This is a genomic window from Mesorhizobium sp. LCM 4577 (assembly GCF_001854795.2).
GTDB lineage: Bacteria > Pseudomonadota > Alphaproteobacteria > Rhizobiales > Rhizobiaceae > Mesorhizobium > Mesorhizobium plurifarium.
In genome coordinates, this window is sequence record NZ_MDDU01000003.1 from 17,491 (window position 1) to 37,137 (window position 19,647).

20 protein-coding genes and 1 tRNA gene are annotated in these 19,647 nt (G+C 63.8%); 6 read left to right on the forward strand and 15 right to left on the reverse strand.

Annotated features, from left to right (window positions below):
• The first annotated feature begins 153 nt into the window (after positions 1–153).
• A complete protein-coding gene (locus LCM4577_RS08065) occupies positions 154–2,130 on the forward strand; it encodes a PAS domain S-box protein (RefSeq protein WP_244508251.1) in 1,977 nt (658 codons plus the stop codon).
• 30 nt (positions 2,131–2,160) lie between these two features.
• Here the strand turns inward: LCM4577_RS08065 and LCM4577_RS08070 are convergent, their stop codons facing one another.
• The 7 genes from LCM4577_RS08070 to LCM4577_RS08100 form a co-directional block, all read right to left on the reverse strand.
• Positions 2,161–3,039 carry a 3-hydroxybutyryl-CoA dehydrogenase gene (locus LCM4577_RS08070; RefSeq protein WP_071070665.1) on the reverse strand — a complete coding sequence of 293 codons (879 nt, stop codon included), beginning with the start codon at positions 3,037–3,039 and terminating at the stop codon, positions 2,161–2,163.
• Positions 3,040–3,235: 196 nt separating this feature from the next.
• Complete coding sequence (locus LCM4577_RS08075) at positions 3,236–4,165, reverse strand: electron transfer flavoprotein subunit alpha/FixB family protein (protein ID WP_071070667.1); 930 nt, start codon at positions 4,163–4,165, stop codon at positions 3,236–3,238.
• A 24-nt stretch (positions 4,166–4,189) separates the two neighbouring features.
• Positions 4,190–4,939, reverse strand: coding sequence for an electron transfer flavoprotein subunit beta/FixA family protein (locus LCM4577_RS08080; protein WP_071033587.1), 750 nt, complete (start codon positions 4,937–4,939; stop codon positions 4,190–4,192).
• Between the two features lie 162 nt (positions 4,940–5,101).
• The gene (locus tag LCM4577_RS08085; protein ID WP_071070668.1) at positions 5,102–5,905 is read right to left on the reverse strand and encodes a rhomboid family intramembrane serine protease; all 804 of its coding nucleotides are present in this window, start codon (positions 5,903–5,905) and stop codon (positions 5,102–5,104) included.
• A 21-nt stretch (positions 5,906–5,926) separates the two neighbouring features.
• Entirely contained in the window at positions 5,927–6,508 is a 582-nt protein-coding gene (locus LCM4577_RS08090) for a cob(I)yrinic acid a,c-diamide adenosyltransferase (protein WP_071070670.1), read from the reverse strand.
• 79 nt (positions 6,509–6,587) lie between these two features.
• The gene (locus tag LCM4577_RS08095; RefSeq protein WP_040989242.1) at positions 6,588–6,779 is read right to left on the reverse strand and encodes a twin transmembrane helix small protein; all 192 of its coding nucleotides are present in this window, start codon (positions 6,777–6,779) and stop codon (positions 6,588–6,590) included.
• Positions 6,780–6,804: 25 nt separating this feature from the next.
• Positions 6,805–7,671: an SDR family oxidoreductase gene (locus LCM4577_RS08100; protein WP_083354663.1), complete on the reverse strand. Its 867-nt coding sequence runs from the start codon at positions 7,669–7,671 to the stop codon at positions 6,805–6,807.
• A 58-nt stretch (positions 7,672–7,729) separates the two neighbouring features.
• Here LCM4577_RS08100 and LCM4577_RS08105 point away from each other — a divergent pair, with 58 nt between their 5' ends.
• Positions 7,730–8,581 (forward strand): YihY/virulence factor BrkB family protein, encoded by an 852-nt coding sequence (locus tag LCM4577_RS08105; protein ID WP_040989241.1) that lies wholly within the window; start codon positions 7,730–7,732, stop codon positions 8,579–8,581.
• Between the two features lie 149 nt (positions 8,582–8,730).
• Here the strand turns inward: LCM4577_RS08105 and LCM4577_RS08110 are convergent, their stop codons facing one another.
• Positions 8,731–9,612: a DMT family transporter gene (locus LCM4577_RS08110; RefSeq protein WP_071070674.1), complete on the reverse strand. Its 882-nt coding sequence runs from the start codon at positions 9,610–9,612 to the stop codon at positions 8,731–8,733.
• A gap of 155 nt (positions 9,613–9,767) precedes the next feature.
• Here LCM4577_RS08110 and LCM4577_RS08115 point away from each other — a divergent pair, with 155 nt between their 5' ends.
• Entirely contained in the window at positions 9,768–10,055 is a 288-nt protein-coding gene (locus LCM4577_RS08115) for a hypothetical protein (protein ID WP_041011325.1), read from the forward strand.
• 15 nt (positions 10,056–10,070) lie between these two features.
• On the opposite strand, the gene gluQRS is transcribed toward LCM4577_RS08115, so the two are convergent.
• On the reverse strand, positions 10,071–10,940 hold the full coding sequence (gene gluQRS / locus LCM4577_RS08120; protein ID WP_071033577.1) for a tRNA glutamyl-Q(34) synthetase GluQRS: 870 nt from the start codon (positions 10,938–10,940) through the stop codon (positions 10,071–10,073).
• 81 nt (positions 10,941–11,021) lie between these two features.
• On the opposite strand from gluQRS, the gene LCM4577_RS08125 reads away from it, so the two are divergent.
• Together LCM4577_RS08125 and LCM4577_RS08130 are read left to right on the forward strand one after the other, a co-directional pair.
• Complete coding sequence (locus tag LCM4577_RS08125) at positions 11,022–11,681, forward strand: DNA-3-methyladenine glycosylase (RefSeq protein WP_071033575.1); 660 nt, start codon at positions 11,022–11,024, stop codon at positions 11,679–11,681.
• A 110-nt stretch (positions 11,682–11,791) separates the two neighbouring features.
• Complete coding sequence (locus LCM4577_RS08130) at positions 11,792–12,349, forward strand: HNH endonuclease (RefSeq protein WP_027167440.1); 558 nt, start codon at positions 11,792–11,794, stop codon at positions 12,347–12,349.
• Between the two features lie 166 nt (positions 12,350–12,515).
• On the opposite strand, the gene LCM4577_RS08135 is transcribed toward LCM4577_RS08130, so the two are convergent.
• Positions 12,516–13,034, reverse strand: a complete 519-nt coding sequence (locus LCM4577_RS08135; protein WP_071070676.1) for a disulfide bond formation protein B — start codon at positions 13,032–13,034, stop codon at positions 12,516–12,518.
• A gap of 23 nt (positions 13,035–13,057) precedes the next feature.
• Positions 13,058–13,645 (reverse strand): YqaA family protein, encoded by a 588-nt coding sequence (locus tag LCM4577_RS08140; RefSeq protein WP_071070678.1) that lies wholly within the window; start codon positions 13,643–13,645, stop codon positions 13,058–13,060.
• A gap of 336 nt (positions 13,646–13,981) precedes the next feature.
• Here LCM4577_RS08140 and LCM4577_RS08145 point away from each other — a divergent pair.
• A tRNA-Leu gene (locus LCM4577_RS08145) sits at positions 13,982–14,066 on the forward strand.
• A gap of 577 nt (positions 14,067–14,643) precedes the next feature.
• On the opposite strand, the gene LCM4577_RS08150 is transcribed toward LCM4577_RS08145, so the two are convergent.
• From LCM4577_RS08150 to LCM4577_RS08165, 4 genes are all read right to left on the reverse strand, one after another.
• Positions 14,644–14,973 carry a hypothetical protein gene (locus LCM4577_RS08150; protein ID WP_071070679.1) on the reverse strand — a complete coding sequence of 110 codons (330 nt, stop codon included), beginning with the start codon at positions 14,971–14,973 and terminating at the stop codon, positions 14,644–14,646.
• Between the two features lie 583 nt (positions 14,974–15,556).
• A complete protein-coding gene (locus LCM4577_RS08155; protein WP_071070716.1) occupies positions 15,557–16,717 on the reverse strand; it encodes a YncE family protein in 1,161 nt (386 codons plus the stop codon).
• 72 nt (positions 16,718–16,789) lie between these two features.
• On the reverse strand, positions 16,790–18,070 hold the full coding sequence (locus tag LCM4577_RS08160) for a GNAT family N-acetyltransferase (RefSeq protein ID WP_071070681.1): 1,281 nt from the start codon (positions 18,068–18,070) through the stop codon (positions 16,790–16,792).
• Complete coding sequence (locus LCM4577_RS08165; RefSeq protein WP_071070683.1) at positions 18,070–19,473, reverse strand: lipopolysaccharide biosynthesis protein; 1,404 nt, start codon at positions 19,471–19,473, stop codon at positions 18,070–18,072. Before LCM4577_RS08165 ends, LCM4577_RS08160 begins: the two co-directional genes overlap by 1 nt.
• Between the last annotated feature and the right edge of the window lie 174 nt (positions 19,474–19,647).

The following is a 19,647-nucleotide window of genomic DNA, read 5'->3' on the forward strand; positions in this document are numbered from 1 at the left end:
ATCCTTTGATGCTGTTTGGAAACAGTACCTTAATCATGCCGGCAATTGTTTGCCGGTTAGCGGAGCGATGGCCGCCGTCCACGCAACCATTCCTTAAAACCGATCCGCCAGGGTTATGGCAACGTGCAGTTGCGTGTTGGGTGGGATCGCATCGTGGCGTGGTTGAACTGGAAAGGTCCGCGGGCCGGCAAGCGTGCCGTGTTCGCGTTCATGGCAGGGGGACTGGTTGCCCTGGCCGCATCGGTCTTGCTGCCGGCGCTGGGGCTCGGTGAAGAGGCGCTGAAAGTCTGCCTGCAGATATCCGTCGCCATCACGGCCGTGACGCTGTTTTTCTCGGGATTGTTCATTCGCAGGATCATCGACGACGGTCGGCAGATCGCCGAAAGCGAACAGCGCTTTCGTCGCGCCATGGAGGATTCGGCGATCGGCGTCGCCATTGTCGGCCTCGACGGGCGCATCGTTCAGGCCAATCCTGCCTTCGCCGATATGCTCGGCTACACACGCCCGGAGATCGAGGCGCTGACTTTCCTCCAGATCACGCATCCCGACGATCTGCAGATCGGCCGCGAGACGATGATGAGCCTGAAGGAAGGCAAGATCCACTCGTTCCACTTCGAGAAGCGGTATCTGCGCAAGGACGGCACTCCGGTCTGGGCGCAGCTTGCCGGCTCGGTCATTCGAGAAGAGGAGACAGGCCGTCCGCTCTATCTCGTGTCGCAGATCGAGGACATAGACGCCCGTAAGCAGGCCGAGGCGCGCATCGCCGAGGCGGAGACGCGCTGGAATTTCGCGCTGACCAGCGCCGGGCAAGGTATGTGGAGCCTCGACATGCGCAAGGGCGGCACGACCTATTCCGAAACCTGGGTCAAGATGCTGGGCTATGCCGATGGTGAACTCGACGGCGACCCCGACCGCTGGCTGACGATGATCCATCCGGACGACCGCGAAATCGTCGCCGAAGCGGATCGCGCGCATCTTGACGGCGAGACGCCCTTCTTCGAGGCCGAGTTCCGGATGCGGCACAAGGACGGCCATTGGGTCTGGATCCTTGACCGCGGCAAGGCGATCGAGCGCGACGCGCAGGGCCGGCTCGTCCGGGCCATCGGCAGCCTGACCGACATCACGGAGCGCAAGCAGGCCGAAGAACGGCTCAAGGTTTCCGCGGCCATGCTGGCCGACGAGAAGGAGAGACTCCGTGTGACGCTGCAGTCGATAGGCGACGCGGTGATCTGCACCGATGCCGCCAACCGCATCACCTTCATGAACCCGATCGCCGAAAAGCTTACCGGCGTCGATGTCGGCGAGGCCATGGGCAAGGTGCTCGGCCATGTCTATTGGGCGGTCGATGAGGAGAGCGGGCACAGGATCGGGCTTTCGCGCCCTCCGGCGGGCGAGCGGCCGCATTGCGACCAGAACACGCGAGCGGTCCTGGTGCGGCGCGACGACACGCGCTGCAGCATCCGCCAGGTGGTGTCGCCGATCATGAACGACCGCGAGGAGTTCTGCGGCCTGGTCATCGTCTTCCAGGATTTCACCGACGCACGCGCGCTGCAGCGCCAACTGGCCTATGCCGCCGCACATGACGCGCTGACCGGGCTCGCCAACCGTTCGAGCTTCATCCGCACCATGGAGGAGTTTGTCGACCAGTGCCGCCTCAATGGCGGCGAGCACCAGTTCATGTTCGTCGACCTCGACCACTTCAAGGCGGTCAACGACACCGGCGGCCATGCCGCCGGCGATGCGCTGCTCAAGCGCGTGGCCGACACCCTTCGCAATGTGCTTGGTCCGGAAGACATCGTCGCGCGGCTCGGCGGCGACGAGTTCGCCGTCCTTCTCAAATCGGGCGCCGGGGAGCGCGGGCCGGTCGCGGCGCGCTCGATCATCGATGCGATCCGTAATCTCAATTTCAGCTGGGACGGGCGCCCGCATTCGATCGGCGCCAGCATCGGGCTCGCGCCGATCCGCGCCGGCTGCGGCGAGGTCGACGAGATCATCGCCCGGGCCGACGCCGCCTGCTACGCCGCCAAGGCGGCCGGCCGCGGCTGCGTTTCCGCCGCTCCGGACGAAGCTTCGCCTGACGAGGTTTCGAAAGACGGCGTCACGTCGTTGCCGCTCGCAGCGGCGTCCTGAATCGTTGCGAAGACGCTCAATCGGAAAAGATCAGCGCGTCGGCACCGGATGATCGCCGCGATAGTCGTAGAAGCCACGGCTGGTCTTGCGGCCGAGCCAACCGGCCTCGACATATTTCACCAGCAGCGGGCAGGGGCGGTATTTCGAATCCGACAGGCCCTCATGCAGAACCTGCATGATCGACAGGCAGGTGTCGAGGCCGATGAAATCGGCAAGCTGCAGCGGCCCCATCGGATGGTTGGCTCCCAACCGCATGGCGGTGTCGATGGCATCGACCGTGCCGACACCTTCGTAGAGCGTGTAGATCGCCTCGTTGATCATCGGCAAAAGGATGCGGTTGACGATGAAGGCCGGGAAATCCTCCGAGACGGTGATCGTCTTGTCGAGGTGGTTCACATAGGTCTTGGCCGCCTCGAAGGTCTGATCCTCCGTGGCGATGCCGCGCACCAGCTCGACCAGCTTCATCACCGGCACCGGGTTCATGAAGTGGATGCCGATGAAGCGCTCGGGGCGGTCGGTCTGGGCGGCAAGCCGGGTGATCGAGATCGACGAGGTGTTGGTGGCGAGAATCGCTTCCGGATTGAGCTGCGGGCAGAGCTGCGCGTAGATCTTGCGCTTGACCGTCTCGTCTTCGGTCGCCGCTTCGATCACGAGGTCGGCGGCGGCGAGATCGGCCATGGCCGGGGCGGCGGAGATGCGCGCCATCGCTTCGTTGCGCGCCTTTTCCTCGAGCTTGCCGGAGCCGACCTGGCGGGCCATGTTGCCGCTGATGGTGGCGATACCCTTCTCGATCCGGTCGGCCGATATGTCGTGGATCAGGACCTTGTAGCCGCCCAGCGCCGAGACATGGGCGATACCGCCACCCAYCTGGCCCGCGCCGACAATGCCGATCGTCTCGATCTTGCTCATGACCCCAATCCCGTCCGGAGCAATCCCGCTTCGTTGAAGCCGAACGCTCCTGCTTGTTTGTTCCTAGCAATTCCGATGCAAACCGCCGGAATGGCTCAGACCTTGGCGGCCTGCTTTTTGTGCAGTGCAAACTAAAAGGGCGGGGCGACTTCGTCTACCCCACCCTTCGGATTTTAATATGCCAGAACTGGCGGCGTCAAAGCGCCTTTTGCAGCTCCGGCAGGATGACGAAGAGATCGCCGACCAGGCCGTAGTCGGCAACCTGGAAGATCGGCGCTTCCTCGTCCTTGTTGATGGCGACGATAACCTTCGAGTCCTTCATGCCTGCGAGGTGCTGGATGGCGCCGGAGATGCCGACGGCGATGTAGAGATCGGGCGCGACCACCTTGCCGGTCTGGCCGACCTGCCAGTCATTCGGCGCGTAACCCGCGTCGACCGCGGCGCGCGAAGCGCCGACCGCGGCGCCGAGCTTGTCGGCGACCGGCAGGATCACCTCCTGGAACTTCTCCGAGGAGCCGAGCGCGCGGCCGCCGGAGATGATGATCTTGGCCGAGGTCAGCTCCGGACGGTCGTTCTCGGAGAGCTTGTTCTCGACGAAAGACGACAGGCCGGGGTTGGCGGCGGCGCCGACCGTCTCGACCGAGGCCGAACCGCCTTCGGGTGCTGCTGAGAAGGAAGCGGTGCGCACCGTGATGACCTTCTTGGCGTCGGTCGACTGCACGGTCTGGATGGCGTTTCCGGCATAGATCGGCCGCTTGAAGGTATCCGGCGAGACCACTTCGATGATTTCCGACACCTGCGCGACGTCGAGCAGGGCGGCGACGCGCGGGGCGATGTTCTTGCCGGCGGATGTAGCGGGCGCGATGATCGTGTCGTAGCCGCCTGCAAGCGAGACCACGAGAGCCGCCGTCGRCTCGGCGAGACGCTCGGCGAGCTCGTCGGCCTCGGCGAGCAGCACCTTACGGACACCTTTCAGCCTGGCGGCGGCGTCAGCCGCGCCCTTGGCGCCCTTGCCGGCCACCAGCACGTCGACTTCCGCGCCGATCTGGAGAGCGGCCGACAGCGCCTTGGCGGTCTGGTCGGAAAGGCTTGAATTGTCGTGTTCGGCGATGAGGAGAATTGCCATTTTCTTTGTCCTTTCCCGATCGCTTCAGAGCACGCCGGCTTCGTTCTTGAGCTTCTCGACGAGCTCGGCCACCGACTTCACCTTGACGCCCGCCTTGCGGCCGCCCGGCTCCTCGGTCTTGATCACCTTGAGGCGCGGCTTGACGTCGGCGCCGTAGTCGGCCGGGCTCTTCTCGTCGAGCGGCTTCTTCTTGGCCTTCATGATGTTGGGCAGCGAGGCATAGCGCGGCTGGTTGAGGCGAAGGTCGGCGGTGACGATCACCGGCATCTTCAATTCGACCGTCTGCAGGCCGCCGTCGACCTCGCGCGTCACCTTGGCCTTGTCGCCGGCGAGCTCAACCTTGGAGGCGAAGGTGCCCTGGGCCCAGCCGAGGAGTGCGGCCAGCATCTGGCCGGTCTGGTTCGAATCGTCGTCGATCGCCTGCTTGCCGAGGATGACGAGGCCCGGCTTCTCCGCTTCGACCACGCCCTTCAGCACCTTGGCGACGCCGAGCGGCTCGGTCTGTTCGTCGGTCTTGACCAGGATGGCGCGGTCGGCGCCCATGGCGAGCGCGGTGCGGAGCGTCTCCTGCGCCTGCTGCGGGCCGATCGACACCACGATGATCTCTTCCGCCTTGCCGGCTTCCTTGATGCGGATCGCTTCCTCGACCGCGATCTCGTCGAACGGGTTCATCGCCATCTTGACGTTGGCAAGCTCGACGCCCAGTCCATCGGCTTTCACCCGGACCTTGACGTTGGCGTCCACAACCCGCTTCACGGGCACAAGGATCTTCATTTTCCTGTCACCTCTCCTGAGATAGTCGGGGCGCTATAGCAGCGTGCGCCCTGTCAGAGTTGTCGAAAGCCGACATTACGGGCGGAATATCCGCCCAGCGGTGCCGTTTCCGTAGTGGCGGCAAACCGGCGCGTCAATATCCCACGACACACCCAAATCGGTTCAGTCCCGGGGCGTCGCTGCTCCACGGCCCCATTGCGAGGCCGGCTGCGCCGGATCGCCGCCCGCCGGCTCGACGGGGAGGGGCGGCTGCTGGATGTTGGGCGTCGGGTCCGGCTCGCCGTCGGCGCCGGCCAGCAGCGGCACGCCGCGGCTGCGCAGCACCAGCACCAGGATCGATCCGGCGATGATGCCGCCGATATGGCAGGCCCAGGAGATCTGGTCCTCGCCGCCCGCGGCGAACATCACGATCTGGAACAGGATCCACAGGATCAGCGGAATGAAAGCCGGGATGCGCAACGGAATGCGGGCAAAGGCCAGCACCCAGACTTTCACCCGGGGATAGAGGATCAGATAGGCGGCGACGACGCCGGCAATGGCGCCAGAGGCGCCGATCAGCGGCACCTGTGAATCCCAGCCCACCAATCCCTGGACGAACGCGCCCGCCGCCGCGCAGGCGAGGTAGAAGATCAGATAGCGTATGTGGCCGAGCGCATCCTCGACATTGTCGCCGAACACCCAGAGGAACAGCATGTTGCCGCCGAGATGGAAGATGTCGGCATGCAGGAAGGAATAGGTGAGGTAGCTGAGGCTTTCGGGAATGACGACGAATTCAGGCGATAGCTCGACCTTGTCGTGGACCACTGAGGGGATGAAGCCCAGGCCGAGGACCGCGGCATTGGTGAAGTTCTCGCCGCCAAGCGTGGTCGCCAGATAGACCAGCACATTCGCCACGATCAGGCCGATGGTGACATATTGCAGCCGGATGTGGCGCAGCCTGTTGGTGTCGTAGAGCGGGATGAACATCGGACCCTCCCGCCTCCGGATTCAGCGGTTCTTGCCGGGAACCCATAGCACGTCGGCCTTTCCATTGTCATTGACCGCACGGGCGGCGACGAACAGGAAATCCGAGACGCGGTTGATGTATTTGAGCGCCTCGCGGTTGACGTGCTCGGCCGGATCCTGCGCCAGCGCCACCATGAGGCGCTCCGCGCGGCGCGCTACGGTGCGGGCCAGATGGAGCGCGGCGGCCGCGGGCGTGCCGCCATTCAGGACGAACGATTTCAGCGGCTGCAGCTCCTTATTGAGCGCATCGATGTCCTGCTCGACGCGATCGGTCTGGGCGGCGACGATGCGCAGCGGCTCGTATTCGAGGGGCTTGCCATCGTCCGGCACGGCGAGGTCGCCTCCGAGATCGAAAAGGTCGTTCTGGATGCGCGACAGCATGGCGTCGATCGCGGGATGTTCGGCGGCGGTGTGGATGCGGGCCAGGCCGATGCAGGCGTTGGTCTCGTCGACGGTGCCGTAGGCGTCGACGCGCAGGTCCGATTTCAGCCGCCGCTCCCCGCTGCCGAGCCCTGTCGTGCCGTCGTCGCCGGTGCGGGTGTAGATCTTGTTGAGCTTGACCATGCCGTCCCCCTTTAAGCGATTTGACGCAATTCCGGACGGAAAACCGTGTCACACTTTTCCTGGAATTGCTGAGACCCCGCTATTTGCGCGTGAAATAGACCACCAGCAACAACAACGCTAAGGCGAGGGCCTGCAGCATGATGCGCGCCTGCATCAGCTTGTTCGAGGTGATGCCCGAGCCACCGCGCATCATGTTGATCAGGCCGCGGACCAGCACGATCACCACGGCGGCCATCGCGACGATGGCGAGGATCTTCAAGGCGATAAGCATCTGGCTGGCTCCGGTTCAGGTTCGGTCAGGCGCGCCTGGCGAGCACGCGGTAGAGCAGGGACGCCGGCAGGATGCGCTTCAGCGCCACGCCGATCCTGGCCGGCAGCGTTACCACATAATGCGGACGCGGGCGCTGTGACAGAAGCGCGTGGCGCAGCGCCTTGTGCACGATCTCCGGCCCGGGCTTCAGCTTCGACACGCTGCCGCCGGCCTGAAGCCGGGCGAGCTGCGCCTGATAGTCGGCGCGGTGGACGGAATTCTCGACATCGATATTTTTCAGGAACCAGGTGAGGCCGTTGCTGGCGATCTTCGATGTCACCGGTCCCGGCTCGATCAGCGAGAGGTGGATGCCGCTGCCTTCGAGCTCTTGGCGCATGCACAGCATCAGGCCTTCGATGGCGTGCTTGGAGGCCGAATAGGCGCCCCTGAAGCGGACCGGCGCCAGCCCGAGGATCGAGGAGCAATGGACGAGGCGGCCGTGGCCCTGGCGGCGCATGACCGGCACGATGCGCCGGGTCAGATCATGCCAGCCGAAGAAATTGGCCTCGAACTGCTCGCGAAGCGCCGCGACGGCCAAGTCCTCGACGGCGCCGGGCTGGGCGTAGGCGCCGTTGTTGAAGAGCGCGTCAAGCGTGCCGCCGGTGCGCTCCAGCACCGCATCGACAAGCGCCGCGATCGATTGGGGTTCCCGATAGTCGAGATAGAAGGCTTCCAGTCCGTCGGCCTCGAGCGCGGCGATATCGTCCGGCTTGCGCGCCGTGGCGAAGACCCGCCAGCCTTCCGCTTTCAACGCCCGCGCGCAATAGGCGCCGATGCCGGAGGAAGCCCCGGTGACGATGACGGTGCGCAACTCTTCGGCGGCGGGGCGCGTTATGGGACCTGGGGTTGCCATTTGCCGCAATCACTTCCCATATTCGCGGCGTTGACACAATCGAGCGGAGCGCGGGCCCTTGCTGCGGAATATCGTCGCCGTCAAGCGCGTGCTCTACGATGCGATCGGCCATTTCAACACCGATGACGGCTGGGCGATGGCCAGCCATCTGGCGATCACCTCGCTGATGGCGCTGTTTCCGTTCCTGATCTTCGCCACCACGCTTGCCAGCTTCCTCGGGGCGCGCGCCTTCGCCGACACGGCCGTGCACCTGGTCTTCGACACATGGCCGGAGCAGATCGCCAAGCCGATCGCCCACGAGGTGCAGAACGTGCTCACCGTGCGGCGCACCGACCTTCTGACCTATGGCGTGCTGCTCGCGGCCTATTTCGCGTCCAACGGCATCGAGGCGCTGCGCACCTCGCTCAACCGCGCCTACCGGGTCACCGAGACGCGCGGCATCATCCACCGCAGGGTGCAGAGCATCATCTTCGTGCTGATCGCCACTGCCTGCTTTCTCGCCATCAGCGTGCTTCTGGTGTTCGCGCCGCTGCTCGCGCGGCTGGCGGAAGCGCATCTGGAGTGGATCAAGCCCTATATGGGCACGATCACCATCTGGCGTTACGTGATCGCCTCGACGGTGATCGTCATCGGGCTGTTCTCGGTGCATATCTGGCTGCCGGCCGGCAAGCGCCGCTTCGTCTCGATCATACCCGGCATCGTCTTCACGCTCATCGCCTGGCTGGTCGGATCGACGATCTTCGCCACCTATCTCGACCATTTCTCGTCCTATGTGACGACCTATGCCGGACTCGCCTCGATCATGATCGCGGTCGTCTTCCTCTACATCATCTCGGCGATCTTCATCCTGGGCGGTGAGCTCAACGCCTCGATCAGTCGGTATCTTGAGGCGCGGGCGCGCGTTGGCTGAGTTGGGCGGAAAGAGGAATTGAAGAACTGAAGAATTGATGAATTGAAGAAATCAAGAAGGAAAATCAGCACCAGTTATTGTCACCTCAGTTCCTCAGTTCCTCAGTTCCTCAGTTCCTCAGTTCTTCAATTCTTCAATTCTTCAATTCTTCAATTCCTCTTCCTGTCCTGCCCCGCCGTCGCCAGGGCGACGCCAAGCGTGGCGATCGCCATGCCGGCGATCTGCAGCAGGTTGAGCTGCTCGTCGAAAAGCATCCAGGCGATGACCGCGGTCACGGCCGGCACGAGGTAGAACAGCGAGGCGACCTTCGACATCTCGCCGTCCCTGATCATCACCATCAACAGGAATATGGCGCCGACCGACAGCACCAGCACCAGCCAGGCCATGGCGAAGATCAGCTCGCCATTGACGGTGACGGCGCGCGTCTCGAGGAAGAGCGAGCCCAGGATCATCACGGCGGAGCCVCCGACATATTGCCACATCGTGGCCGACACCAGATCGCCGCCGGAGGCATAGCGCTTCTGCCAGATCGTGCCGGCGCTCATGCCGAGCACCGAGACGAGTGAGGCGGTCAGCGTCGCCGGCGTGACGCCGCCGCCCAGCATGCCGAGCTTCGGCCAGAGCACGATGACGACGCCGAGCAGGCCGACGGCAAGGCCGGCCCAATGGCGCGGCAGGATCGCTTCGCCCAGGAACTTTCCGGCGAGCACGGCGGTGATCAGCGGCTGCAGGCCGACGATCAGCGCCGAAAGTCCGGCCGGCATGCCCCTGTGGATCGCCCAGAAGACGGCGCCCAGATAGATGCCGTGCATGAGGACGCCGGCCACCGTCGCGTGCAGCGCCTCTTCGCGCGTCGCCTTGCGCGAGCCGATGAGAACGGTGAGGCCGGCAAACAGGATCGCCGCGATCACGAAGCGGATGGCAAGGAAGGTGAAGGGTTCCGCCCAGGGCATGGCGTAGCGCGCGCCGATGAAGCCGGTCGCCCACAGGACGACGAAGGAGGCGGGAATGAACCGCTTGATGCTCTGCATTGGGGGAAAGCTGCCGGGGTGAACGGTTGATGACGGCAATTGCTCTAATGCCGATCAATCCCGCAAGCAAAACGAAACGGTTGWTCCATAAGCTAAGTTGAATTCAACAAACCGTGCCAACAGGGGCATGGCGCATCGCCGCGCCATGGTGAGGCATGTTTTTGCATCTGGACACAACCTGGCTTCTGTTCGCCTTCGCGATCATTGCCGCCTTCGGTTTCTTCTTCGGCACTTTGCTCGACGCGATCATGAAAGAGGGCGCCTTCGGTCCGACCGGCAACACRCTGCTGTTCATCTTCGGCTTTTTTGCCGCGGTGGTGATCGCCAACAAGCATGGCATCAGCCTGAGCGATCTCAAGCTGGCGGTTGCCTGGGGGCTGGGCGGCGCCTTTTCCTTCATCAGCGTGCTGGCGCTGATCAAGGCCGGGATGGCGCGCTTGTAATCGGCGCTTTCGCAATCAAAGCCCAAGCAGCCGCTTGACGTCCTGCGGCGACACGCCTGCCTCGCGAAGCGCGGCTAGGCCGGTATCCTTGAAGCTCTTGGAGAGCTTCCGGCCATCCGGGCCAAGAATCAGGCGGTGGTGGAAATAGCGCGGCGGCGAGAGGCCGAGCAATTCCTGCAGCAGGCGCTGCACCCCGGTCGCCGAATAGAGATCCTGGCCGCGCACGACATGGCTGACGCCTTGCAGCGCATCGTCGAGGACGACGGCGAGATGGTAGCTGGTCGGGATGTCGCGGCGGGCGACGATGACGTCGCCCCAGGCCTGCGGTTGCGCTTCGATCGCTCGCGTCGCGGACATCGTCTCGTCGGTGAACTCTGTCCATGACAGGCCGGCCGCGAGGCGCGCCGTCGCCGCCTCGACATCGAGCCGCCAGGCAAAGGGCATGTTCTCGGCAAGCCGCCGCTTGCGCTCCCTGGCCGGCAAGGCCTTGTCGAGCGGCGGGTAGAGCGGCACGCCGTCCGGATCGCGCGGCCAGTCGCGGCCGCCTGTCTCGGCGATGAAGGCGCGGATCTCGCCGCGGCTCATGAAAGCCGGATAGACGAGCTCCTCGGCGATCAGCCGGTCCAGCACCGCCCGGTATTCGGCAAAATGTTCTGACTGGCGGCGCACCGGTGCTTCCCAGCGCAACCCCAGCCATTCGAGGTCACGGAAAATGCCGGTTTCGAATTGCGGCGTGCAGCGGGTGATGTCGATATCCTCGATGCGCAGCAGCAGGCGTCCGCCCGCTTGCGCCGCCATCTTCTGGTTGAGCAGGGCCGAATAGGCGTGGCCGAGATGCAGTTCGCCATTGGGGCTCGGCGCGAAGCGGAATGTCAGGAGCGTCATCTTTCAGGCGGCATTCAGGTTGTGAGGTGCTTCCGCCGGTTGATAGTTAGCCATCATTTGTCGCCCTGGGAACAAGCAAACGTGCAACGCATCGCCTCGCTCGACGACATTGCGGCAGGGCTCGACGCGCTCTGCCGGATCGATCCGCGGCTGGAGACGGTGCGCGGCAAAGCGGGCGAGGTGCCGCTGCGGCTGTCGGAGCCGGGCTTTCAAAGCCTCGCCTCGATCATCGTTTCGCAGCAGGTGTCCCGCGCGAGCGCCGATGCCATTTTCGGCCGGCTGGTCAGGCTGGTCGACCCGTTGACGCCGCAGGCAATCCTCGCCGCGGGCGAAGACGTATTTCGCGAGGCCGGGCTGTCGCGGCCGAAGCAGCGCGGGCTGCTCGCCGTGGCCGAAGCGGTGGCCGGCGGGCTCGATCTCGATCACCTCTGCACCCTGGAAGCCGGCGAGGCGATCGCGGCGATGACGGCCGTGCCGGGCATCGGCCCGTGGACGGCCGAGTGCTACCTGCTGTTCGCCGCCGGCCACCCGGATGTGTTCCCCGCGCGCGACGTCGCGCTCCAGACGGCGGTCGGCCATGCGCTCGGCATCGACCCGCGTCCGCCGGAGAAAATGCTTATCCGGCTGGCCGAATCATGGAGCCCCTGGCGGGGTGTCGCGTCGCGGCTTTTTTGGGCCTATTACCGCGAACTGAAGGGCAGAGACGCGGCGCCTCCCGTCGAAATGACCAAAAAAGCATGAAAATCATGCGTTTTTGAGGGTTTCGGCGAGAGACAATCCGCTTCACATCCCTGTCATGTCGGGCTTACAGTATCCGCGCCGTTCGGTTTAGAACGAAGGAGGCGAAGGACGTGACGGTTGCCGTATCTCCGGATGGGCTTCCCGCGCTGGTGCTGAATGCGGACTACCGTCCGCTCAGCTATTACCCCCTGTCGCTCTGGTCGTGGCAGGACGCCATCAAGGCTGTCTTCCTCGACCGGGTCAACATCGTCGCCGAATACGAGCACGCCGTTTCCTCGCCGACCTTCTCGATGAAGCTGCCGAGCGTGGTCAGCCTGAAAGCCTATGTGAAGCCGTCGCGGCATCCCGCCTTCACCCGCTTCAACGTGTTCCTGCGCGACCGCTTCCAATGCCAGTATTGCGGCACGCCGGAGGATCTGACGTTCGACCACGTCATCCCGCGCCATCGCGGCGGGGCGACGACCTGGGAGAATGTCGTCGCCGCCTGCTCGCCCTGCAATCTTCGCAAGGGCGGCATGATGCCGGCCCAAGCCAAGATGTGGCCGCTGCAGAAACCCTATCAGCCGACGGTGCACGACCTGCACAACAACGGCCGCCTGTTCCCGCCCAACCATCTGCATGAAAGCTGGATGGATTATCTGTACTGGGATGTCGAGTTGGAGCCGTAGAGTTCGGCACAAATCCGTCATGCCGGCCGACTGCCGCGGTTTTCTGCGCTTCCGGTGCTCACGTACTTAAGTACGCTCCGCTCCGGTTCTCGAAAACCGCACCATTCGACTCAGCCTGCCGAATTTTTGTCCGAACTCTGCGTCGCGCCGCTCAATCGAATTTGGCTCAGTCGCGCGCGAGCGCGCTGCGGAAGGCGACTGCGGCGAGGATGAGGCTGGCGATGGCGTTCCAGCCGGCGAGTGACAGACCCAGGATGCGAAGCGCCGCCTTGTCGCAGGAGGGCGGCACGAATTTGTCGAGCGCGTCGAGCACGCCCTTGCCGCCGGTGTCGACCGGGCCGGCGCCGGCGGTGCAGTCGGCAGGGCCCGGCCACCACGCCCATTCGACGCCGGAGTGGTAGACGCCGAGATAGAGGCCGTAGAGCATCAACAGGCCGCCGATCGCCAGCAGGCCTCGCGTCACCCAAGCCGGCGCTCGCAGCATCGAGGTGATCGCCGCCAGTACCATCAGCGGCGCACCGATATAGTAGGGCGTGCGCTGCTCGAGGCAGAGATGGCAGGGGATGTAGCCGCCGATATATTGGAAGGCGAGCGCCGAGCCGACGGTCGCGGCCATGGCGACGGCGAGAAACAGCGCCGCGCGCGTGCGCTGGCGTCCGGTGTCGGCATTCATCGTCGCGGTCATCTATCGGGTCCGTTGTTGCGTCGCTATCCGTGGGCGTATCTGACGAGGATATAGAGCAAAATCAGGGCAGCGGCGCCCGCGCCGACAATCAATCCCAAGCGCTTTTCGATGAACTCCCTGATCGACTCGCCATAGCGACGCAGCAGCCAGGCAAGAAGCAGGAAACGCGCGCCGCGCGCCACGATGGCCGAGACGATGAAGACGGCGAGATTGACGTGAAGCGCGCCGGCCAGGATGGTGACGACTTTGATCGGCGGCAGATGCGCGGCGCCGGATGTTACGAGCAGAACCAGCATCAGCCCGGCGCCGGACGACTGCCACCTCTCGAATGTGGCAAGGCCGCCGAAATGCTCCAGGATCGGGCGCGCTATCGTGTCGTAGGCATAGTAGCCGATCAGCCAGCCGGCAATGCCGCCCAGCACGGACGCAACCGTGGCGGTCAGCGCGTAGCGATAGGCGCGTTCGGGCCGCGCCAACGCCATGGGCAGGAACAGCACGTCGGCCGGGATGAAGAACACCGAGCTTTCGACGAAGGCGATGAAGGCCAGCCACCATTCGGCGGACTTGCGCGCCGCCAGCGACAGGGTCCAGTCGTATAGTCCGCGAAGCATCGGCTCTCCTAATGCGGTCGACATAATTCCGGACGGAAAACCGCAGCGCGCTTTTCCGGGAATTGCTCTGATCAATGTCACCCGAGACGCTTGGCGGTTTTGGGCAACGGCAGGCAGGAAGACAAGGACCCAAAGCGCCGCATCCAGCTTTCGGATGCCAGGCGCTCAACGCTTCGTCTGTCTAGAAAGATTTTCCGCGCCGCACAATGTCCCGCGTGGCCACGATGGCCGAGAGGTGGGCAATGCCGCCGTTTGCGCGGGCAAATCCGCAACAGGCCAGTTGACGAACACCCATCCGCCCGTATAGTCCGCGCCCATCCAGGCCGCCCGGCCTGAGCCCCTATGGCGGAATTGGTAGACGCGCTCGACTCAAAATCGAGTTCCGCAAGGAGTGCTGGTTCGATCCCGGCTAGGGGCACCAAATTTTCAGTTGAGGGCTCCCAGTTTGTGGGCTTTCGCTCTTCTGCGCACCGCTGCCTCAGACTGGGTGACCGGCGAGGGGCTGGAAATTTCAGGCTTCGGGCGAAAGGTCCCAATTCAATTCCGCAGCAGGTGAAGTTTTGCCCTCAGCGTGGCGAGTATCTACCTGGTATCGGCATCTGGTAGAGAAACAGGATATCTTTTGCGAAGCCTTTATCGTCTGCCAGCGGTACGGCAGTCACCTTTTCGCTGGCAAAGGCAGCAGAGTAAATTTGTTCCTCCGTCATCGCTAGGTTGGACATAAGATGTAGGACGCTCCGCATCCCAGCGTCCCCAGAATTTTCCCGCTGATGTCTGAGATAGCTTTCTAGTCTCCACCGCCTGCGCTTTGCGTGCCAAAGAAATCTCGCCCAGGCCCAAATCGCAACAATTGCCGTAACTATGGCCGCCAAATTCGCGAGAAATGACGCCACATCCTTTGTGGTGTCCCACATCGATCTTGCCCCTTTTGCATTTGAACGGCTATCCGGTCTAACTTTTAGCTGCTCAGTTCAGTCCTGCGTCTTTCGCTTCCCGATCTATGGAAGAGCAACGACCGCCGCCCATGCCTGAATGACAGTGGCGGCAACGCCAACGCCGGCGATCACTAGGCCGATTACAGCTAGTCGCCRCTCATAGTCAGCAAAGCGCTTCTCGGTTATGAGCCGCTTGCCGTCCCAGAACAGCTCGTTCGTCGTCTCGTCGATTCCGATAAGCCCAAGCCCGGCAATACTCACCGACGTAACATTGCCTGGCCAGTCTGACGGCCGCGGCGGCACAACATTCTGTGCGAAGCGCTTTTTGCGGACAATATCCCAGTCGATGTAGGTAACGCCGTCCTTGAACGTGCTGGTTTGCTCAGACTCCATCTGGCAGCCTCCTCCTGAAATGGTCAAAATTGTAGAGCGGCCGGAGGGTGAAGCAGCCGACATCGATTGATGGTCAGCGCCCTAGGCGTCGGACTTCATCCGCTAGGCGCTTCAGTTTTCTCATGGCGTCGTCGACCTCGCTAAGAGCGCGCGTTTTATTGTCGCTTTTGATTGCGCGCTCGCAGTCGTCAAGTTCGTTGCGAACCACACGTTCGATCTCAGATGCGATGCTTGATGCGCTCGACATGTGCCAACCCCTGCTTCGAAAAAAATCAGACGTAATCAAACATTGCTCATTGTGACAAGAGCGAGCATCCATTCGTTGGAGAGCTGACGGCTCGCAAATCTTCTGAAGTAATAGGGGTCTCACATGACTCCCTATTCGACCATGATGGCTAGTAACGAAGACAACGAGGTGGTGAGCAACATCACTTCGGTTGCGAGCGTTGTCCCCAAAGACTGTCCCGGCGCTGGCGGGCAAGTAGCTGACGCTGGCCGACATAATCCGCGGCGGCAATCGGTCCGCCCTTATGCACCCTTATGGATCGGAATGCGCCAGTAAAAGCATGTTGTTTTTGGCTCGCTACCGCATATTCCCCGTATGCCCTTGCGAATACCTTCCGGGCTGTGGCCACACCGTCAGCCCATGCGGCTCGACGCCGACGCGGATTTTCGTCACGGCGCCGCTCGTCGTGTCGATCATGTAGACGTCGCTGTCGAAGCGGCCGGAGAGCCAGAGCTGCCTGCCGTCGGCGCTGACATTGCCCATGTCGGGGCTGYCGCCGCCGGGGATCGGCCATTGGGCGACCACGGCGCGGGTGGCGAAGTCGATCACCGTCACGCTGCCCGGGCCCTTGGCCTTGCCCTGCTCCATCTTGTGCGAGCCGCGGTTCGAGACATAGAGGCGCTTGCCGTCGCGGCTGACGACGAAGCCATGCGCGCCGATGCCGGTCGGGATGAAGCCGATTTCCTTGAAACTGTCGCCGTCGATCAGGAAGACGCCGTCATTCATCATGTCGGCGACGTAGAAGACCTTGCCATCGGGCGAGAGGCGGATGTCCTGCGGCATGCCCATCTTCGACAGGTCGAGATGACCGAGCACCTTCTGGTTCTTCAGGTCGATCTTGGCCAGGCCGCCATCGCCATATTCGCAGGTGAAGATCGCGTAAGCGCCGTCAACCGAAAAATCGGCATGGTTGATGCCGGGGCAGGTCGGCGTCGGCAGGCTCGATTTCAATGCCATGGTGTGCGGGTCGCGGAAATCGAGCTGCTTCATCGCCTCGTCGACGACAATTGCCGCGCTGCCGTCCGGCATGAAATAGAGATTATAGGGGTCGTCGACAGGAATCTGCTGGCCGGGCTTGGCCGTCATCGGGTCGATCGGCGTCAGGCTGCCGTTCCTGCCGGTGCCATTGTTGGCGACCCACAGCGTCTTCAAATCCCAAGACGGCACGACATGCTGCGGCTTGCTGCCGACATTGAAGCGGTCGATCTCTTTCAGCGTTACGGTGTCGATCACAGAGACGGAGTTGGAGGAGCGGTTCGGCACATAGACGCGCGGCAGCGCGCCGGCCGTGGCAGGGCTCAGATGGCCGGAAGTGGTCTGGCTGTAGATGTTGACCGGGGTCGGCGGCGGATCGGTGCAATCCTCCGGGCAGGTATCGGCGACGGCTCGAGCCGGAAACAGGGCGAGCAGGACAAGCGGCGCACAAAGGCGGGCGAAGCGCAGGACGGTATCGATCATTTGGAATGTTTCGTGGTGAAGGCCGGCCCTGAATTCGCCGCCCGGACCCATAGCTTGTGCCCCGCCGTTGATCTAGCGCCTTTTCAAGAGGCTCCGCATGCGGTTGCGCAGGATGCGCGCCATGTTGCGGGTCTCGCGGTAGAGGTGCAGTTGCGAGGCCGCCTGCCGGGCCAGCCGGTCGGCGTCCGGCGTCAGCCCGACCACCAGCGTGCCCATCGGCTTGCGCTCCGCCCACAGCCGGCTCATCACCGGATGGTCCGGAACCGCGCAGGAATCGGTCATGACGATGTTGGGATCGTCGAGATGCTGCGTGGTCACCTCGATCATCAAAAGCGTGCCCGGCGAATAGGCGGAAAGCGCCTCGTCATAGGCCGTCTTCCATGTGTAGGCGACGCCGGCCTCGACGAAGACGATCAGGCAGGCGATGGTGCGGCCGTCGAGCGTCAGGAGGTGGATGCGGCACATGTCCTGCTCGGCCAGCCGGTGAACAGCCTCGCGGGCGAAGGCGGCGCGGTAGCGGTCGATCGCCATCGCGGTGCGCTCGCGGCCTTTCCAGCCGGCCGCTTCCAGCGTCAGGAAGCTTTCGATGGCGTGGCGGATCTCGTCCGGTCCGCGCGCCACGACGTGCTCGAGCTTGCCCTGATCGGCAAGGCGCCGTTTCAGGCGGCGGAATTCGCGGTAGTGATGCGCGCGCAGCGACGCCTTGAGGTATTCCTCGCCATCGGCGCTGCTTTCCAGCACGGGGCGCTCGACCTTGCCGGTGGTCACCATGGTCAAGCCACGGCTGTCGGCAAAGGAGGTGAGCAGGCTCGCCACCGGACCGTCGAGGCGCATATCGGGCAGCACGAAGACTTTTGGCAGCTTGAGATGCGGCCTCGACAGCATCGAGAAGAAATCCTCGATGACGCCGATGGGATCGTCGCGGTCGACCAGGGGCGTGCCGAGCGGGCCGAACGGGCTCGACCATGTGCGCATCACCGGAACGCCGAGCGGGATCGCCGGCCGCTCGACCGAGAACGGCACCAGAAGCCGCAGCCGGTTGCGGTACTCGTCGCCGTCGCGGATGACGGCCAGCCGCACCTCGCGGTCTTCCAGCCTGGGCATCGCCGGCGCCAGGAAGCGCGGGTTGAAGAAGACGTTGGGCTCGATCGCGCGGGCGCTGAGATAGTCGAGCTCCTCGACGAGGTCGAAGCCGGCCGAGGCCGGATAAATGGCGAGCTTGCGTTCCGGCCGGTTGCTGGCGAAGAGCTCGATATGGGCCGGGTCGGCCTCGCGCGCGAGGCCGGCAAGGTTGGAGACCATGGCGCCGGCGGGGCCGCCGCTGGTCTCTTCGAGCAACGGGACGGCGGCCATTAGGCAATTTCCTTCTTTGCAGGCACGAAGATCGCCATCACGATGCCGAGCTTGCGCCAGACGGTGAAGGAGAGCGCGCTGGCCTCGAAGACCATGGCGAGGCTGGTGGCGATCGCCGCGCCCCAGAGGCCGAAGAGCGGGATCAGGATCACGTTGAGGCCGATGTTGAGCGCAAGCGTCATGGCATAGACGGCGGCGCAGATGTTCTGGTTGCCGCTCATGGTGAGCAGGCTCTCGCAGGGGCCGACAGCAGCGCGCGCGACGACGCCCAGCACAAGCAGGAAGAGCAGCGGATAGCCGGCGGTGAATTCGGGACCGAACAGCACCAGCATCGGCTCGCCCAACGCCAGCACCAGCAGCGCCATCAGCAGCGAGGGCCAGAAGGTCCAGGAGACGGTCTCGCGGGCGAAGGCGGCAAGCCGATGYGGTTCGCCATGGGTGAACTGGGCGTAGCGCTGGGCGACGCCGRCCTTGACCGCGAAATAGACGAAATGCACCAGCGCCAGCGTCTTCACCGTGGCGAAGTAGACGGCGACGTCATTGGGATCGAGATAGGCGCCCACCATCAGCACGTCGGCGTTGGTGAGCAGGAAGAAGAAGCCCTCGACCAGGAAGATCGGCAGCGAGACGAGGATCCACTGGCCGAAATGCACCCTCATCGGTCCGGGCGGAATTTTCTTTTCCATGCGCGAGGTGACGGCCATCAGCTGGCCGAGCGTGGTGACGTAGGTGGCGGCGATCGAGGCGAAGATCGCGGTCCTGGCGTCGGGCAAGTAGTGCAGGCCAAGCATCAGGGCCATGAACGCCAGGATCAGCACCGGCCGCACCAGATAGGTGGGCGACAACGCCAGCAGCGCCCAGGAATTGGCGCGCGCCAGCCCTTGCAGGAGATCGCCGAGCGCGATCATCGGCAGGCAGATGACGCCGAGGATGAAGGGGATGACGTAGTAGTTCTCGATCCAGTCGGAGGCGAGCCAGACGCCAAGCGCGCCCAGCCCCGCGACCAGCGTCGAGGCGACGAGCACGAAGAGGCGGCTCGCCTGCGCGATGCCGCGCAGCTCGGCCAGCATGCCGCGCTCGCGATATTCGGGGATGAAGCGGATGACCGAGGTGTGGAAGCCGAGGCAGGCGAGGTTGCCGACGATGACCATCGTCACCCAGACCAGCACCGAGATGCCGTATTCGAACGATCCCATCCAGCGCGCCATCAGCACCTGGCTGACAAAGGCGATCAAGGCGCTGACGATGCGGATGAAAAAGGCGATCAGCGACATGCGCCCGGCTTCGCCGCGCTCGTCGGCGGTGAACAGCGCGGCATCGATGCGGCCAAGCAGCGGCCGCATGCGCAGCGCCCAGCGCTGCGGCAGGAACCGCCCGGCAGTCGTCGCCGCGGAAAAGCGCACCCCGAATACTCTCCGTTTTCCGCCTCTTTCCAAGGTTTTGGTCTACCCGAAACACCTTAAGAAACGGTTGGGTGGGGTGCTTCCTTCTCCCCGTCATATACGGGGAGAAGGTGCCGGCAGGCGGATGAGGGGCGGAGCCGGCCTTGGAAATTTGGGATGAACCGCGTGTCGAAG

Bases quoted from the DNA above. Each gene is read 5' to 3' on its own strand.
- LCM4577_RS08160 (WP_071070681.1), bottom strand. From the start codon at position 18,070: ATGGCCGCCGTCCCGTTGCTCGAAGAGACCAGCGGCGGCCCCGCCGGC.
- LCM4577_RS08095 (WP_040989242.1), bottom strand. From the start codon at position 6,779: ATGCTTATCGCCTTGAAGATCCTCGCCATCGTCGCGATGGCCGCCGTG.
- gluQRS (WP_071033577.1), bottom strand. From the start codon at position 10,940: ATGACGCTCCTGACATTCCGCTTCGCGCCGAGCCCCAATGGCGAACTG.
- LCM4577_RS08090 (WP_071070670.1), bottom strand. From the start codon at position 6,508: ATGGTCAAGCTCAACAAGATCTACACCCGCACCGGCGACGACGGCACG.
- LCM4577_RS08100 (WP_083354663.1), bottom strand. From the start codon at position 7,671: ATGGCAACCCCAGGTCCCATAACGCGCCCCGCCGCCGAAGAGTTGCGC.
- LCM4577_RS08140 (WP_071070678.1), bottom strand. From the start codon at position 13,645: ATGCTTCGCGGACTATACGACTGGACCCTGTCGCTGGCGGCGCGCAAG.
- LCM4577_RS08085 (WP_071070668.1), bottom strand. From the start codon at position 5,905: ATGTTCATCCCGCTCTACGACACCAACAGGCTGCGCCACATCCGGCTG.
- LCM4577_RS08135 (WP_071070676.1), bottom strand. From the start codon at position 13,034: ATGACCGCGACGATGAATGCCGACACCGGACGCCAGCGCACGCGCGCG.
- LCM4577_RS08080 (WP_071033587.1), bottom strand. From the start codon at position 4,939: ATGAAGATCCTTGTGCCCGTGAAGCGGGTTGTGGACGCCAACGTCAAG.